We start from the raw sequence: 13,731 nt of genomic DNA, 5'->3' as shown, positions 1-13,731 counted from the left end.
GTTCGAAATAAAAATCGGGTCGGAGAAGCGTCCAGGCTTGTTTACGGTATCAAAGTACCTGGCGCGCATCGGACTAATCCTCCGGTAACTAGTTACTGATGTCCACGGGCTTCACTTTAGCAAAGAATAAATTTTGAAAAACAGGGATATGAAACCATACAAGCCACTCAGGTAGACGCCTGAGCTGAATCGTTATAACTTGGTGAAAGTACAGATATCTAGACAAATAACGGGATCAGATACAAAGTATTGGAATTTATCTTAACGAGCCTTGGCATAAACAATTATGACAAACCGACTGCCCCAGAAAGCCTCCTCGACTATATCGATGCTCCAGGATCTTGCGAAGTTGGCAAACTATTCTCTCATGGACACGCTCAACTGTGACCCTGACGCGACAAAAAACGGTGACGACCACGCGCCGCGACAAGTCTTTACGGGACATTATGTCCCCGTCAAGCCGACTCCAATCATAGACCCTGAGTATGTAGCTCACAGCAAAAACTTTTTTTCCGAGCTTGGCTTTGCCGACAGCATGGCAGAGTCCTCCGATTTCGTCCGCATGTTCTCCGGCGACATCTCTCAGGTTCCAGAGCCGATGCGCAAGGTCGGTTGGGCGAGTGGGTACGCACTTTCCATTTACGGCACTGAATACATCCTGCAGTGTCCGTTCCAAACTGGCAACGGATATGGAGACGGTCGTGCAGTTTCTGTACTTGAGGCCGTCATCAACGGTCGACGCTGGGAGATGCAGCTGAAAGGTGGCGGCCGCACGCCATATTGCCGCGGCGCAGACGGTCGCGCTGTCTTGCGGTCGAGTATCCGCGAGTTCTTGGCTCAGGAGCACATGCACGCACTGGGCGTGCCGACATCGCGGTCTTTGAGTTTGTACGTTTCAAAAACGGAGAAGGTTAAGCGACCGTGGTACTCGGAGGGTTCGCGCTCGGAGAATCCTGACATGCTTATATCTGAGGCTGTCGCCATATCGACACGTGTCGCGCCGTCGTTCATTCGCATCGGCCAACTTGAACTTTTCGCTCGCCGTACCCGTAAAAACGAACATCCGAAAGCGCTGGAAGAACTGGAGAAGATTGTGCTGCACTTGATTGATCGTGAGTACGCTGACGTTGTCAATAAGCAATTCACAACTCCCGATAAATTGATGTTGCTGGCACACGAGTTTCGTAGCCGCCTCACGTCACTGGTGGCGAACTGGATCCGCGTCGGCTTCTGCCAAGGTAACTTCAACAGCGACAACTGTGCAGTCGGTGGTTTTACACTTGATTATGGCCCTTTCGGCTTTTGCGATGTGTTTAACCCCCATTATCAGCCTTGGACGGGAGGCGGTCATCACTTCTCGTTCATGAATCAACCAAACGCAGCGCAAAGCAATTTCGATATGTTTTGTTCGTCGTTGCGGCCGTTGCTGGCATCGCATCAGGACTATTTGCTAAAGCTCGACGAGATTCAAAGTGGATTCTCGAAAGTTATGGAAACGCAAATGGAAAAGATGTGGGCCGCCAAGCTGGGTCTTAGTACTTTGAAAACAGCGTCTCATAAGGCACTTTGCAGCGCACTACTCAGTGAGCTAGGAACACTCATGATGCAAACGCCTGTCGATTACACTATTTTCTTCCGCGAGCTCTCGTCGGTACCCGACGACATTGGCTCACTCAAGAAAAGCTTCTACAATAAAGCGGCGCATGATACTACCCCCAAAGAGATAGATAAGCGTTGGGCAGCGTGGCTCGCGAAATGGAAAACACTTCTCAGCAGTTCCAGTGAGGAAACTTCTAGGCAGATGAAGCTTGTAAACCCAAAGTACATTTTGCGAGAGTGGTTTGTTGTGCCGGCATATCAGCAAGCAGCTGTGGGAAATTATTCTCTAATTCGAGAACTTCAGGACGTGATGACGCAGCCATATGAAGAGCAGTCGAAGGACGTGGAAGATAAATACTATAGGTTGAAACCGCCTGAGTTCTTTGAGGTGGGTGGATTGTCCCACCTTAGTTGCTCGTCGTGATTCGTTGGAATTGAAAAAGTAGTGCCAGATACAACTTAATTGTAAAGGCTAGGTTAATATCAATAAAAGATGGCTAAAAGTTGTATCTGAACTTACTGATTGGACCCTACTTATCGTATATATAGCCACGATTATTGTCAGTAAACACATAACGAATAAGGTTAGATTTTGTGAGCAACGCGAACCAAAGTGCGACTGGCATGGTAGTCAGCAAGCTGCTGAAAGTCCAGTCATTGCCCTGTGAGGAGGGAGATTTTTTAGCACCCCGTGAGAAGCGGCGACGCACTATCATTCCGAAAGGAATCACCTTCTCTTTAGGGCGATGAGGATGTCAATGCAACCAAATTGATTCTTGTTCCAACGCTTTACCATGGTGTTGTGACAATCTTGCTAATTTAATAAAATCATCGTTGAGTGCATTCTTTGCACTAAGTTTTGCAATGGCATTTTCAAAGTGAACTCGACTTTTTGACCACGTATCCGAGTTACCAAAAATTACCAATTTGTCTTCCCAATTGGGTAGCCAATAAAAGTGTAGCGTCGTTTCAGGATGAAGAGCGTCCAGTAACCGGACATAGTTGGATAAGCCGATGCCATCATAATCCGGGAATAGAATGACATTTTCGGATCGTTTTTGAGCTGAAAACCAGTGTAATAATAGGTCTGATAAGTGACCTGCGTAATAGGCCAGACAGCCTTTAAAATTTAACGGTAACCAATCGCATCGATCAAACAGCGCCTGATTTTCAACTAATAAAAGAGGGCTGTTGCACTGCCAACCCTGTCCCGCGCCTATCCGTAAGGCTGCAACGCCAAAGCGTTCAGTGAGTTCCGAAGGAAACATGATGGTCTTTTCACTCTCCCACACCACATTAGCATCCCACGCTTTCATCAACAAATAACAAGACTCATGGCTCGTCTGACCGGTCTTGCTGTTCCGGTCTTTACCGATGTTACGGCTACGTGCCGGTAGTTCCATCAGTAAAGACTCGTCGTCCAACGGGTGAAGTTGGCGTAGATAGCTAACAAGGCTGTGTCGGTCGATCACCTTATAAACTGTGCCTCGACCTTGCGAATTTCGTTCTATGAGCCGGGTTTCACGCGAAAACTGATCCAGATGAGTTCGCTGGCTGGGCGTAAACGAAGAGGCGGTTAACGGTTGGTCACTGTTGAGCAGGCATTTTAGCGCTTCGGATAAAACGGTCATGATCGCTCATCCAAATTTGACGCTAAAACAGGTTCCAAAATTTGCCAATTTAATCGGCTGATATGGTTTTTGCCATTGGTGGTGCCAATGGGGACGCAATAGCGTGCGGTGATTTGCGGTTCGGGCGAGGCGAAGATAAGGGTAAAACCAAATCCGGCCGCTATTTCAATCAAATTGCGCTGGTTACGTTGATCCAGTGATGCGGCTTCGTCCAGATAACACGCCGTTTTGATGGCTTTGCGAGGGTCCTGCATTTGATTCAGCATGGCCAAGCCAGTAATCAGTTTGGCCATTAGAACCGTGCCGTTCGATGCGGCACTGTCCATGTCTTCGAATTCCGCGGGTGTTTGATTTTCTTTGGCGATAATAAAAACCAGGCGGAACAAATGTTCAACCCGCAATCCGCCTCGGGCTTCGCCTTCCTTTATGAGAGTATCTTTAGCCTTATTCAGGGCTTTATCATCCAGCACCGCGTTGTGGTCGAACAAATCAAATGAATTTCCCGAGTCAACCTGTTCCGAGGTCGAAATCAATGTTTGTATCGCCTTGACTAAGGCTTCTTCCTCGCGAGGTTCGATTTTAAACACCTTAAGATCGGAAAGTTGGCGTTTATTGATTTTGTTATTAAATTCGCGCATTCGACTTTTCAGGGTTTCCAGACTGTTTCGTAAATCCCTTAAAATAGCTGCCACTTGCACTACAGCCGAACGGGCTTTTCGTTCTATCGCCGCCTTTTCCTGATTTAAGTTCAGGGTGTAGGCAAACAAGGCATTGAGCTCAAGCTCTGAAGAATCCTGCAGTTGAAATTTATTAATACCGTAGCCATGCAATTCACTCAGCTGACTGTTGAGTTCACTGTCGATTTCCCTTAATTGTCGGCAATCAGCGTTATAGCGCTCGATTCGATCTGCAAGCGTCGGCATAGTCAACTCAGCCGCGTCCATACACGGCAAAAAGGCGAGTTGCTCCAAAAAGTCAAACGGCGACTGCTGATCCACGCGCTGCTGACGGGCAGTGTTGATACGTTGATGTTGGCTTTGGAGCTCTTTCAGCTTTGTTTTATGGCTTTCTTGAGCCTGGGCAATGGCCTTTTTATTTTCAGCCAAGGTGGATTCTTCAAATTCAAGCGCCTGCAGTTTCTTTTTCAATTCGTGTGTAAGCTTTAGCCTTTCTGAAGCACTCCTGTGCAGGGATAAAAATTCTTTATAGTGTGATATATCTTTATCAAGATCAGCAATTTGCTGTTCCAATGCGTGTTGCTTTTGCTGTTGTTGTGACAATGTCTCAACGGTTTTTAACAACTGCTTTAAGTCAACCAACTGTCGGTCACAATCGCCGATTTCCATCTCCAGTTCTTGTGCGGTTTTGATGGTGAGATTGGGCGCCAATGCCGACAAATCCAATACCAAACCCGGCAGTTGCAACTGGTTGGATGTCAGTCGATCTTCAAGTTTTGCGGCAAATGATTGAAATGAATGCGGGTCGTTCAGCTTAACAGCATTGCCTTGCGCGACGGGCAAGCTCAAAACGGATTTTGCCAATAACCGGGTTAGCAGTTCAAAACTGTTTGCCGGCAGTAGCTTTTGCAGTTGAAGGTAGAGATTGTCGTTAAGGCTGGCCAACTGACCGTGCAGTTCGGTTTGTTCTTTAGTGAGCTTCGCGATGTTTCTTTTGATGGCATCCGGTGATTGCTGCTGTTCGGCATTGCCAATGATACGCACTAACTCGTCACGTTGATGTTGTAAAGCGTCCCGTTGCGTTTCAAGTTGCGCTAAGTCATTCACAAACGCAAATTGAACGGTCAATTCTTGAAATTTCTGTTCACTTCTTTGTTGCTCATTTAATAAAACTTTGACATCAGCCTGGTCTTTATAAATCGTTTTCTGTCGCGTTTCCAGGTCCTGGACTTTCTCGTCCAACGCGCGAAGGTGTTCCTTGTTGTCATCCGTTGTGTTGCGGTTGTAGGCTTCCCATTCATTCAAGCCTTGTTCAATCAAAGGCCGCCATAGAATAATCTTGCCTCTTAAGGTTCTGCGCATTTGCTGACTGTCTTCCATGCGAGCAATGAGCTCCTGGTTGAGGAACACCGCATCATATTGAGATTTGTCATAATTGACATCGGCAAAAGACTTATCCCATTCACTTTTAAAATCGACATTGCGATCTTGCAAATCGTTTTTGAAGATCTCTAAAATATAATCTTTAACCTGCCTGCTATCCAAGCGATCAAGGCGTAAAGTGCGCGTCAAAATACGCTGATACGTCGCTGCCTGTGAATTAAATTCTAACGGAAAAATGGTGAAATCCGGGTCGTCTGAACGCTGCTTTTGGCGGTTACCATAGAGCAGTGCCCGTAAATCAGCTTGTTGATAAATTTTGGCGGGTTTACCGCATGCGAACAGGCGACTCATTAATTTGGGTTGGGCAACTAACTTACCGTCTTCTAGTCGGTAATCCTCAAGGTCGAGACTGCCTTGATAGGCGAAATACTCATAATCATGACTCAATCCTTTACCGACGCAACCAATCACCGCCATACCCGAAGGCAGCAACACTTCCAGTAAGATATAGGCACTGTTATCCGGAAAATAAAATCGTCTTGAGTTTTCGACACTGTGTGCGCCAAAATCCATGTGCCGCTTATCAAGGATGAGCAAAAACTGCAGCGCATTAATCAAGCTGGTTTTGCCGGTATTATTGGGCGCAATGATCGAGACTGAATCGTCCAGCGGCAATTCTGCCCGGCTATAACCGGCGCTGTTTAATAGCACTAGCTTTTGAAATCCGTAGTGGGCAAGACTCAAAGCAGCTCTCCTTCGGAGTGAAGGTGATCCGTCCGTTCTGCTTGCGCTAATTCTTCAAACAAATCCAGGTAGCGATGCACGGCAGGAAGGAGTCGGTACTCGCCGTCTTCACTGACCAGAAAGCCAATGCGGGCAGCACTGTCAAAGATCTCTTTTAACAGGTGTTGACCGGTCAATTCTTCCGCTTCCAAGACCGCGTGATAGTGCTGCCAAAGCTTATCAATCAGCTCATTATCGAGACGCCATTGTTGAAATTGAAATAAATGCAAGCCTTGATCGGCTTGGTATTCAAACAGTAACATTAACAACAATGCCAAGCGACGGGTCAGTTTGCCGGTATAGGAAGACGCTTGATCCGTTTTAAAATAAGCAAATCCGCGGCCATCGAGTACCAGGGTAAAACCACAGGCAGCAAATAAGGTTTCATACAGCTCGCGTTGAGACTCCAGTTCTACCCAAAGTTCGGTATCCTGTAATCGGTTTAAATGGGTACCCGCACTCAAAAGCTTAAACAGAGGCTGGAGCAAAGAAAGCTTGGTTAAATCGATATTCATAAGGACTCAATGGCGTGACTGTGAAGTCGAATTGAAACGGCTTTGAGAGTAAGGGTCGTTTCGTCTGGATTAGGCGTCGCAGTAATATCCGGTAAACGGATCAATTTGTGATAAAGCCTCAACACAGTGACATCCTGATAATGGCCATAATGCTGCGTTAGCCATCGCATCAAATCAGCTAAAGGCAGGCTCTGATAAAAATGGCGACGAATGGCCTCTTCATTAATCTGTTCCAGTTGAATGAGGGTTTCATCCGTCATTAACTCCGGAAATTCAACGCTTTTAGGCTGATAATGGCGCACTTGCTCCATTAACGATAATAATTCAGGCCCGATAGCTACCGAGAATGTGCGCTCTTTACGCCAAACCGGCAGACATTGAGCCGGAAAAGTTCGGCGTAAGCCTTTTTTACGCACCTCCCCCAATAGGTGTCCAATGGCCGCACTCAACTGGTTATGGCGTCGAATTTCTTCTCTCAGCGGCATCAAGGTGTTGGTGCATTGTTTTAATACAATAAGACCGGTCTGCCGTAAATCTCTTACGTGAAAGCCTACTTGTCTCAGCATGAGCTGGTGGCTGTACAGGCCACCTTGAATTGCCAGTTGCTGAATCAGAGCTTCCAAAACGTGTTCGGCTTCTTCCAAAAGCGGGTAAAAATTACCTCCGGATCCCGTATCCATCAATTCAGTCATGGGTAATACATAACGATCATAGGCTTCCAGAACCTCCCGATACCGTCTAGCCAATGGCATTCGTTCATCATTTCCTTTCGCGCGTTCAGCAATATCTTGGATAGCATGCGCATCCTGATCGAGTTGTTGCATGATCTGCCGAAGTTGGCTGTCGATGCGCACCGCGCCTTGTTGTAAAGCTGCCATATCACGATTCTGCATAGCCTGCTGCAATTGTTCCAGACCCGTTTTAATGTCAACAATTCGGACTTTCAAAATATCAGATAGCCCTAATTCATGTTCATGTAACAAGCCAGCAACAAATTGGCGGACGTTTTCATTGAGTTGCAATGAATTGCTGTGCGCCAATTCAATCAATAATTCAGCATTGACTAACTGTTGCAAACGCTCGATGTGTTGCTCGGTCGTTTCATTGACATAAACTTTAGCCAGAAGCATCAAAAGCCCGTCACGTTCATGGGCTATCTGGTCACGACTTTGAATGACAACGCGCTCGATTACTTCCCAGTGTTTATCCAGCGCACGAATCAGACTGCGTGGGTTAATCATAGGCGGTGCGACTCCGGCTCGAAATCAGCCCGGTTAAGCCACACGATGGGGTGCACTTGGGGGATTTCCGGCCGGCCATCAAGATACAACATGCGCAGATAATAAGGTCTTAAAGCGCGTCTCACCGTCAGCGCTAAGCTAGCGTTTTCCATTCCAAAATCATCAGCAATGAGTGCTTGTTGAGTCGCAGATAAATCGGGATGAGGCGCGATAATTAATGTTTCAAAGGTTTGCCACTCGATATCCTGCTCAGCAAAATTAACGGCCTTTTCGCTCTTTAATTGAGCGCTTAAAAATCTGGCTAAAACAAAATCACGATAAGCCTGATGTGTCTCACTGTAAGCGCGAATATGCCAGCGAAAACCGTTAAATATCAAGCTGTGCGGTTCCAGCGTCAAGGCGCTCGGTTCACTGTTCATTGCTTGATAGGTGATATTTAATTGGCGTTTTTCACGAATGGCTTGATGCACGAACCGCACCACCTGAAAATCCAAGCTCCGCTGAGGCGGACGGAGTATTTCACCACCTATGTCTGTAGGCGTAATGGGCAACACGACAGATTGTCCCAGATAATTACCAGCCTCAAGCAAGCGTAAATATTCATCTGCCGTGCCGCGCATGAAACAAGGAGTGAAGGACTCACTGGCAACATAGGCTTTCTGATTGAGATCGTAACGCAGATTATCTTCGGCTAATTGGTGATACAAGGAAAAATCCTTGGAAGCCTGGCCCCGGGAAATACCAAACTGCTGCATTAATATGCTGGATGTTATCCGGCCTTCCCATAATACGGTGGCTTCAATCAAGGCCAGACGTTGCCGGGTATCCCATTTTAATGGGATATCAGATTGACCGGAGGGCTGCAAATTAGAGATCTTTTTCATTGTTGGAATTATATGTCATGAAAGTTGACATATCAAAATAATCGAACTATTTTGTAAGGAAGTAAAATACCGACATTCATAGCGATTTCACCTGCACTTGCTGAAAAACGGATTTAAAAGCTTAGGATGGGTTGAATTTCCAAGACAACATATTATTAAATCTATAAGCTGCCTAGGAAGGCTAGTCTCAAAACAACAAAGGAAAAATTAGTGAAATTTATCCATGCGGCAGACATACACTTAGATAGTCCATTAACGGGATTGAGTGCCTATGCTGATGCCCCTGTAGACATGCTGCGCACGGCGACTCGCGATGCCTTTACCAACCTGGTTACCGAAGCGATTGAGCAAGCGGTTGACTTCATGGTGATTGCCGGAGACCTGTACGATGGCACTTGGAAGGATCACAACACCGGCATTTTTTTCTGTAAAGAAATGGGGCGTCTGAAGAAAGCGGGCATTCCGGTTTATCTGCTGTTCGGCAATCACGATGCCGAAAGTGAAATGACCAAGAAACTGCAACTCCCTGACAACGTATTTGCCTTCGACACCCGCAAACCCAGCACTTTTCGTCTGGAAGATCTTAAGGTTGCCCTGCATGGCCGAAGCTTTAAGGAAAAAGAGACTTTAGAAAACCTCGTCACAGGGTACCCGTCTCCGGTGTCAGGCATGTTCAACATTGGCGTGCTCCACACCGCACTTGAGGGCAACGCAGCACACGCTACTTATGCCCCGTGCAGTTTAGATGAACTTCATGCCAAGGGCTATCACTACTGGGCATTGGGTCATGTTCATGAACATCAAATATGGCAAGGTGAGTCGACAGTGGTTTTCCCAGGCAACCTTCAGGGGCGCCATATCAGGGAGACCGGACCGCGTGGCGCGGTTATTGTGACTGCGGACGAAGAAGGCATTCATGACATTCAGCGCCTGTTCGTCGATGTCCTGCGCTGGGCCAGTCTTGAGGTCGATGCAACCGAGTGCAAATCGCTATCGGACGTAGTGTTCATGATAGGAAAAGCGCTCGACGGACTTGTAGAAAGTAGCCTCTCGACCATCCCTTTAGCAGTTAGAGTCACCGTCACCGGTAAAACGGCTGCGCACGGTGATCTTTTCGGACTGGAATCGCAACTTCGCGCCGAAGTCTTGGCTTTGGCAGTCACCCTGGGGACGGAGCGACTTTGGATTGAAAAGGTCAAGGTGGCGACTGCTTCGGCAGATGACGGTGAGGCGCTGCGAGCACGAGCCGATGCCTTATCCGATTTGCAGGATCTGCTTCAGGCGGCTGAATCAGACGCTGATTTCCTTAAGAGCCTGCAAGACGATCTTTTAGGGCTCGTCAATAAAGCTCCCTTAGAGTTGCAAACCTCAGTCCCTTACTTTAAAGCCATCCGTTCAGGCGAGTTAGTGGACTTGGTTCGCGAAGTCCGCCCGGGACTGCTGTCTCATTTAGCCAAGGTAGAGTGAACTGACGATGCGATTCAACCGCTTGGACTTAATCAAATACGGCAAATTCTCTGACCGCTCGGTTATGTTTCCAGTAGCCAAACAGGACTTTCATCTAATTGTCGGGCCTAATGAGGCCGGCAAGTCGACATTGCGGTCCGCCATTGTTGATTTGTTGTTCGGCATCCCGCCGCGTTCTCAGCTCAGTTTTTTACATCCGCTTAATGAACTACGTTTGGGTGCCTCCATCAGCAATGCCTCAGGTTCGTTAGACTTTCACCGGGCAAAGGCTCTAAAACAAACCCTACGTTCACCACAGGATGTCGTCTTGCCCGATACCGCGCTGACACCGTTCTTAGATGGTGCGGATAGACATTTCTTTGATCAAATGTTTGGTCTTGACCATACGCGCTTGGTGTCCGGAGGCAATAGCATCCTCAATGCCGAGAACGACGTCGGCCAGATCCTGTTTCAGTCGGCGGCGGGTGTTGCCAGTCTCGGTAAAATTCGTGATGCGCTGATCGCCGAGGCGGATAAGCTTTGGGCACCCCGAAAAGCCAATAACCGAGAGTATTACATCGCCGCAGATCAGCTCGACAAGGCGACCACCGCGTTAAAGGAAGCCACTGTCCGCACCAAAGTCTGGGTAGACGCCAATAGTAAGGTCGAATCTCTGCAAGAAGCGCTCAGTCATGAGCGCGAACGACATCAGCAACTCCAAAGCCAGCGTAATCGGCTTGAGCGCATTCGAAGGCTCGCCCCGTTTTTGATGACCCTGAGGGATAACGAACATAAACTCGCTGAACTGGGTGAAGTGATAGAACTGCCTGTCGACGCCGCTGCTACGCTCGCAACTGCAGAACGAGAGCTGGCTATCGCCCTTGAACGTCTAGAACTGCGCACTGGCGAAGTTGAAAAGATCACTGAAGCGTTATCCAACATCGATGTGGACGAAGTCGTACTTGAACTGGCTGCCGACATCAGCAAACTCGATAACCTTCGCCTTCAATACAGCGCCTATGAGCGCGATATCGCCAATCGAAAAAATGAAATAGCCGTGCTTTGGCAAGCGGTGGGTCAAGCCTGCACCCAGCTGGATTGGGCGCCAGACTCTGAAAGCGCGATTGCCCACCGCATGCCAACACTGCTGGTCCGGCGCGAACTCAGGCAACTGGTCCGCGACCGCGGCGGCATTATTCAAACCCTACGGGCAGCAGAACAGGCAGAAAAAACCAAGTGTTCTGAAATCGAAACACTATCAAAGCAGTTGGCTGAGTTGCAGATGGGCGAGGTCAAACCCGCGCTACGTGCAGCATTAGCCAACACCAAATCATTCGGTGACACCGAATTAGCCCTCCAAAAGCGCCAAGCTACGCTGACCAAGACGAAGTCAGCCTTGGACAATCTATTGTTGGAGTTGGGGCAATGGCAAAAGCCTTTGCCTGAGTTAATCGCATTGCAGCCGCCTAGCCAAGAAAAAGTAAACCGATTGATCCAAGAGCGGCAATCCCTTATTGCTGACAGGAAAGCTGAATTATTAAGGCTAAAAAATCAAACAGCTGAGGTTGCCAGAATTGAACTACAAATTGCCCAGTTTAAAGCGCTCCATCATCCTATGACACTAGCGGCGGTGATTGAAGCGCGGACTGAACGAGATACGTCTTGGGAAGCGATAAAAACCGGTGAAATTGATCTGCAGCGAGAGGGACACACGTTTGAAGAGAAAATGACCCATGCCGACCAAGTTGCCGATAAGCGACTCGACGATGTCGAAGAAGCAACCGAACTCCAAAGCTTGAATCAGTTGCTTGAACGGGAGCAGCAGAGCCTATCAATGATTGAACACCAATGTGCACAATGGGAAGCAGAGCTTCACGTGTTCGATGACCGATGGGGGCAGGAAGCACTGTCAATGGGTTTAAACGGCATGCCCTTAGAAGACATGGGGGCCTGGATTATTAGACGGGAAAAGGCGCTGTCTGCTGGTATTGCATATCAAGATGCACAGGATGAATTTGATTCATTTAGCCGTTTAGTTGCACAGTCCCGACTCAATCTCGTCAAGGCGTTACAAGAAACGCGGCTTCCTGTGGTCGAGACGGATAGCTTGTCTGTCCTGTGCATTCAGGCCGAAGGCTATATCCACGCCACCGACAGCGCCAAAATTCGGCACGAAACTTTATCGGCTCAATTGCTTACCGCGCAGTCACTGGCGACGACGTTAAGGCAAGCCACTGAGAATGCGAAAGCTGAGGAAAGCCGCTGGTCTAAAGCTTGGTCAACAACTCTGGCTAAAACGGGGTTGCCTCCTGACAGCGATATTGGCACGACTGAAGGTGCTCTTGAGCTCATCGAGCAAATAGCTGAAAAGTTAGAAAAGATGCGGCAGATTCAAGTCGAGCGCATCGACACCATGAATGCTGACCTAAAGGAGTTTTCTATTGAAGGGAATCGACTCGCGCAAATCATTGCCGCTGAGCTCAAAGATCAGCCAGCCGAGCAAATTGCTCAAACGTTAGCCAATCGTTTAGATCGAGCCCGCGAGTCTTTTACTGAAAGCAGTCGGCTTAAAGAAGCCCTGCGAATTGCAAACAGTCAGGTCTTGGAAGCCAAGGAATCAAGTCAAACCGCAATGGCGAGTTTGAAGCCGCTCATGGAAAAAGCGGGGGTCGACACCACGGCTTTGTTGAATGAAGCAATTGGCCGATCTGACGAGCAACGTCGCCTAAATGCCGCGCTGGCAGAGGCTAAGGCCGCTCTTCTCAGTGGGGGGGATGGTCTTATACGGGAACAACTCGAGGCTGAGATTGATGCAGCCAACCTGGTTCAGCTTGCCGCTGAACTCACACGCATCAACGATGAAATTGCTGATGCAGTGCAGCAGCAAACGACTCTTTCGGCTGACCGTGCAAATGCCTTGGGGGTTCTGTCCGAAATCGGTGGATCAGACGCGGCAACACAGGCGGAGGCCCAACGCCAAGAAGCGCTTGCGCAAATGTCGGATGTTGCAGAACGCTATGTAAAAGTTTTCACCGCCGGCCGCTTGCTCCGTTGGTCTATAGACCGCTATCGAGAAGAAAAGCAGGGACCCCTGTTGCAACGAGCGGGTGCGATCTTTTCGACATTAACGTCCGGATCATTTACCAAGCTGATTCTTGATTTTGAACGGGAGCCCATGGTCCTAGAGGGGCTACGCTCCGATGGCACGCTGGTTGGTATTTCTGGCATGAGTGACGGCACACGAGATCAGCTTTACTTGGCACTACGACTAGCGGCCCTGGAAATGCACTTGGAGCAGGCCATGCCATTGCCCTTCATCGCAGACGATCTATTTATCAACTACGATGATGTCCGATCAAAAGCGGGGTTTGAAGCACTTAAGGCATTATCCGAACAAACCCAAGTTATTTTTCTTAGTCACCATGACCACTTGATTCCACTAGTTCAAGAGGTTTTTGGCAAACAAGTGAATGTTGTATGGTTGTGATGGGTAGCTTCGCTGTGTCTGCCAAGAAGAGACCAACGAACGATTAGAGGGATCTGAATCAAAACAGGCTTCTTGGCGTGCAGCG

General features: G+C 48.3%; 8 protein-coding genes. 3 read left to right on the top strand and 5 right to left on the bottom strand.

Annotated elements, in window-relative coordinates; translation table 11 throughout:
- Positions 1–367: 367 nt before the first annotated feature.
- On the top strand, positions 368–2,023 hold the full coding sequence (locus GO003_RS25190) for a protein adenylyltransferase SelO (RefSeq protein WP_231089283.1): 1,656 nt from the start codon (positions 368–370) through the stop codon (positions 2,021–2,023).
- 331 nt (positions 2,024–2,354) lie between these two features.
- Here the strand turns inward: GO003_RS25190 and GO003_RS25185 are convergent, their stop codons facing one another.
- From GO003_RS25185 to GO003_RS25165, 5 genes are read right to left on the bottom strand one after another with little or no spacing between them, the layout of a single operon-like run.
- Positions 2,355–3,230 carry a hypothetical protein gene (locus GO003_RS25185; RefSeq protein WP_159658560.1) on the bottom strand — a complete coding sequence of 292 codons (876 nt, stop codon included), beginning with the start codon at positions 3,228–3,230 and terminating at the stop codon, positions 2,355–2,357.
- Entirely contained in the window at positions 3,227–6,034 is a 2,808-nt protein-coding gene (locus GO003_RS25180) for a coiled-coil domain-containing protein (RefSeq protein ID WP_159658561.1), read from the bottom strand. The genes GO003_RS25185 and GO003_RS25180 overlap by 4 nt, the downstream gene beginning before the upstream one ends.
- Positions 6,031–6,588 carry a condensin complex protein MksE gene (locus tag GO003_RS25175; RefSeq protein ID WP_159658562.1) on the bottom strand — a complete coding sequence of 186 codons (558 nt, stop codon included), beginning with the start codon at positions 6,586–6,588 and terminating at the stop codon, positions 6,031–6,033. Before GO003_RS25175 ends, GO003_RS25180 begins: the two co-directional genes overlap by 4 nt.
- The gene (locus tag GO003_RS25170; RefSeq protein ID WP_159658563.1) at positions 6,585–7,829 is read right to left on the bottom strand and encodes a hypothetical protein; all 1,245 of its coding nucleotides are present in this window, start codon (positions 7,827–7,829) and stop codon (positions 6,585–6,587) included. Before GO003_RS25170 ends, GO003_RS25175 begins: the two co-directional genes overlap by 4 nt.
- Positions 7,826–8,713: a helix-turn-helix transcriptional regulator gene (locus GO003_RS25165; protein WP_159658564.1), complete on the bottom strand. Its 888-nt coding sequence runs from the start codon at positions 8,711–8,713 to the stop codon at positions 7,826–7,828. The genes GO003_RS25170 and GO003_RS25165 overlap by 4 nt, the downstream gene beginning before the upstream one ends.
- A gap of 210 nt (positions 8,714–8,923) precedes the next feature.
- Between GO003_RS25165 and GO003_RS25160 the strand changes: the two genes are divergently transcribed.
- Positions 8,924–10,180 carry a metallophosphoesterase family protein gene (locus GO003_RS25160; RefSeq protein WP_231089282.1) on the top strand — a complete coding sequence of 419 codons (1,257 nt, stop codon included), beginning with the start codon at positions 8,924–8,926 and terminating at the stop codon, positions 10,178–10,180.
- Positions 10,181–10,187: 7 nt separating this feature from the next.
- Positions 10,188–13,646, top strand: a complete 3,459-nt coding sequence (locus GO003_RS25155; protein ID WP_231089281.1) for a YhaN family protein — start codon at positions 10,188–10,190, stop codon at positions 13,644–13,646.
- Positions 13,647–13,731: the final 85 nt, after the last annotated feature.

Origin of the sequence: Methylicorpusculum oleiharenae (assembly GCF_009828925.2) — a bacterium.
Lineage (GTDB): Bacteria > Pseudomonadota > Gammaproteobacteria > Methylococcales > Methylomonadaceae > Methylicorpusculum > Methylicorpusculum oleiharenae.
The sequence above is the reverse complement of the archived record's forward strand: the minus strand, read 5'-3'. Positions and strand labels throughout refer to the sequence as shown.